A 3,140-nucleotide genomic window follows, 5' to 3' on the forward strand; every position below is an offset into this window, starting at 1 on the left:
GAGAACTCCTCCCTACGCATAAATGACGAGGGTTTCCGTTCTCCCCCTTACCAACCCTAATTTCTGATGAGCGCCTAGGCCCACCCCGGATGCGGATCCGAGATCGCCACTCGCGCCCCCAGCGATCGCCTCCGCGATCGCTTTCCCCATTATCCCCCTATCCCTTTTCCCCTCATGTCAAAAGCTCAGCAATTGCGACAACTGCTCGATCGCCCCGGACTGCTAGTGGTTCCCGGCGTCTATGACTGCATCAGCGCCCAACTCGCCGAACGAGTCGGGTTTGAAATGGCCTTTACCAGTGGGTTTGGAATTTCCGCTTCCACCTTGGGACGCCCAGATTACGGCTTTCTCACTGCCACGGAAATGCTATACACAGTGCAGCGAATGACCCAAGCCGCAAACATACCCATTGTAGCCGATCTCGATACTGGCTATGGCAATGCTCTCAATGTGATACGCAGCGTGACCGATGCCGTGCGGGCAGGAGCAGCCGGGGTTATCTTGGAAGACCAAGAATGGCCGAAAAAGTGCGGTCACTTCCAAGGCAAGCGGGTGATTCCCGCCGAGGAACAAATTGCCAAAATTCGAGCCGCAGTCCGGGCCAAAAGTGAGAGCAACTTAGTCATTGTGGGACGCACCGATGCTCGGGCACCCTTGGGGTTAGAAGAGGCAATCCGTCGGGGTCGCGCCTACTTTGAAGCCGGGGCGGATATCGTATTTGTAGAAGCACCCCAGTCCGTGGCAGAATTGCAAGCGATCGCCACAGCATTGCCCGATGTACCCTTATTTGCCAATATGATAGAAGGGGGCAAAACCCCGGTTTTATCCGCCCAACAATTGGAAGAATTGGGGTTTAAAATTGCCGTGTTTCCTTTGGCCGGTTTGTTCGCCGCCACCAAGGCGATCGCCGATTGCTTTCGGCATTTAAAAGACCATCAAACCACCGAAGGTTTCGATAAATTAGTCAATTTTCAGCAGTTTGAAAAAATTATCGACGTGCCAAAATATCGGCAGTTAGAACGAGAATTTTCCCCCTTGCCAGAAGAGGATTAAGGGCAGATTGTCCTTGAGAGAATATAGAAGCGATCGCAGCGGCGATATGGATAAAATTTGCGGCTGGGTCACTTCAACGGGATGAATCATGGAAAGACGGGAAACAAAAGAGAAGTCAAGTACCGGGTCGGGCAAATTTTTAGTATAATTATTCCGGCAAAGGGAGAACGAGGGACATATTATGTTCGATTTAACTCAACCCAAATCTAGAGCGGCGATGACTATCGCCGCTCATTTTAATAATAAAAACGCGCGGTTTGCGTCCAATATTAGCAGCAATCCGGCAATTTATTCCCCAGACTGCGGCAATTGTGAATAATGCTTTTGCAGCTCAGAAATTGTAAAGACTGCCTCAAACTTTAACCCCTGTTGCTGATAGAATTCAGCGCCGCCTTGTTGCCTATCCACCAGAGAGATGACTTCCGCCACGCGATAGCCGGCATCTCGCAGGCGGTTGACGGCTTTCATCGCCGAGGCCCCGGTTGTTACCACATCTTCCAAAACCACTATTCTAGCACCGGGTTGCAGGGTGGGGCCTTCGATATATGCCTTCGTGCCATGTCCTTTAGCTTCTTTGCGGATAATCAACGCCGGGAGGGGGCGATTTTCGTAGGCGGAAACCACGCTGACGGCGCTCACGATCGGGTCAGCGCCTAAAGTCAAGCCCGCCACTGCCTCGGTGTCGGGAGGGAGCATGGACAGCAAAATCCGCCCGGTGGCTAATGCGCCTTCAGGATGAAGCGTCACCTGTTTGCCATTGATATAATAGCTGCTATGCTGACCCGAGGAGAGGATGAAATCCCCTTCGCGGTAGGCCAACTGGCAGAATAAATCGAGCAGTTGCGATCGCACTGTGGGCAGATCTGTGGTGGCGGGTGAGGGAAAAATGTCAGAGCGCGATTGAGTGGTGTCGGTCATGATTAAAATCAAACGAAGTTAATCGGCCACAATTGAGCCGATCGCTATTTTATCTTGGAATTTGAGTTAATATCTAGCTAAAACGTGAGGAGAAATGTTAATGAAAGTTGGATTGAAACGCTTAATTGGGGCGGTAGTGGTTCTTGCTGCTGCGGTAGGGACTGCGCCAGAGGCGATCGCCCAAGATAGACCCCTGACCATTAACGAGCAATTCGAGGAGGCGTTTTTCGATCGCTCTGGAACCTTTTACCAAAATCGTTCCTTATTTAGCCAAATTGGCTATTACCTGTTGCCGTTTACCTATCCCGAGGGGCAGATCGCCGGGGATGCCAAAAAGTTGAACCGAGTTTACGAAGCGGTCCTGGAAGTGCAAACCTCTAGCGATCCGATAATTCGAACCCCCGATTTAGACAATCCATTTGATGAGTCCCTGCTGACCTCTCCCCTGTATCTTCCCGAGGGTCAGATTCTAATTCCTTAACAGGAGTTAGATGTGGGAGGGCATGGTCAAGGGAAGCGAGGGAGGAGAAAGACACAGGAGAGTGACGATCGCGCTGGTGGGTGTAACGGGGCGATCGGCACTCCCCTGTCTCCGAGGAGGGCTTGGAAACAGGGGAGGATTCTGTGTGTGAATCGGCAGTGCAGGAGTCGAACCTGCCTAAGGCGAATTATGAGTTCGCTGCCTAATCCGCTCGGCCAACTGCCGTGATTGTTATCTGCTATTATAGCATCTTTCGCGCGACTTGCACGAGTTTCTGGGGCGATTGAGTCAGCAGCCTGCATGGCGATGGAACTTGCACTCAGGGGAGGAGTGAATTCCTGCCCGCGACCAACCGAGATGCGATCGCCCTGGCGATATGATTATAACGTGACTGGGCAAAGGATGTCTAGGGGTGCCATCGGGCGGAAATTCATTTTACAATGCCGCAGACGGATTGTTTAAAGTGAAAGATGTATTAAACAGCGATCGCTTATTTTCCCGGACCTCTGTAGAGACGAGCTTTCCGGGGAGGAGTCCCCGCCCGGGGGAGTCTCAGAGGATCCAGGAACGGGATAGCGTGGACATTCAAGGCGAACGCCTCACAGTGAAAAGAACTGTCAGCACCCCGCTCTAAAGAGACGGGGCTTCTAGCCCCTGACTTTAGGTAGCTGACCAGCCTAAGCCCTAC

At 52.1% G+C, this 3,140-nt stretch carries 4 protein-coding genes and 1 tRNA gene; 2 read left to right on the forward strand and 3 right to left on the reverse strand.

What is annotated here, in order from left to right; translation table 11 throughout:
* Positions 1-12 precede the first annotated feature (12 nt).
* The gene (locus tag AC0QH1_RS18860) at positions 13-150 is read right to left on the reverse strand and encodes a hypothetical protein (protein ID WP_324632808.1); all 138 of its coding nucleotides are present in this window, start codon (positions 148-150) and stop codon (positions 13-15) included.
* A gap of 24 nt (positions 151-174) precedes the next feature.
* On the opposite strand from AC0QH1_RS18860, the gene AC0QH1_RS18865 reads away from it, so the two are divergent.
* The gene (locus AC0QH1_RS18865) at positions 175-1,053 is read left to right on the forward strand and encodes an isocitrate lyase/PEP mutase family protein (RefSeq protein WP_324632809.1); all 879 of its coding nucleotides are present in this window, start codon (positions 175-177) and stop codon (positions 1,051-1,053) included.
* A 288-nt stretch (positions 1,054-1,341) separates the two neighbouring features.
* Here AC0QH1_RS18865 and pyrE read toward each other — a convergent pair whose 3' ends face one another.
* The gene (gene pyrE, locus AC0QH1_RS18870) at positions 1,342-1,971 is read right to left on the reverse strand and encodes an orotate phosphoribosyltransferase (RefSeq protein WP_324632810.1); all 630 of its coding nucleotides are present in this window, start codon (positions 1,969-1,971) and stop codon (positions 1,342-1,344) included.
* A gap of 100 nt (positions 1,972-2,071) precedes the next feature.
* On the opposite strand from pyrE, the gene AC0QH1_RS18875 reads away from it, so the two are divergent.
* On the forward strand, positions 2,072-2,452 hold the full coding sequence (locus tag AC0QH1_RS18875; RefSeq protein ID WP_324632811.1) for a hypothetical protein: 381 nt from the start codon (positions 2,072-2,074) through the stop codon (positions 2,450-2,452).
* 152 nt (positions 2,453-2,604) lie between these two features.
* On the opposite strand, the gene AC0QH1_RS18880 is transcribed toward AC0QH1_RS18875, so the two are convergent.
* Positions 2,605-2,677: transfer RNA gene (locus AC0QH1_RS18880), tRNA-Ile, on the reverse strand.
* Between the last annotated feature and the right edge of the window lie 463 nt (positions 2,678-3,140).

The sequence above is a fragment of the Phormidium sp. CCY1219 genome (assembly GCF_055795085.1).

What these genes read in the sequence shown, in the direction of transcription:
- AC0QH1_RS18860 (WP_324632808.1), bottom strand. Translation starts at nt 150, where the DNA reads ATGGGGAAAGCGATCGCGGAGGCGATCGCTGGGGGCGCGAGTGGCGAT.
- AC0QH1_RS18865 (WP_324632809.1), top strand. Translation starts at nt 175, where the DNA reads ATGTCAAAAGCTCAGCAATTGCGACAACTGCTCGATCGCCCCGGACTG.
- pyrE (WP_324632810.1), bottom strand. Translation starts at nt 1,971, where the DNA reads ATGACCGACACCACTCAATCGCGCTCTGACATTTTTCCCTCACCCGCC.
- AC0QH1_RS18875 (WP_324632811.1), top strand. Translation starts at nt 2,072, where the DNA reads ATGAAAGTTGGATTGAAACGCTTAATTGGGGCGGTAGTGGTTCTTGCT.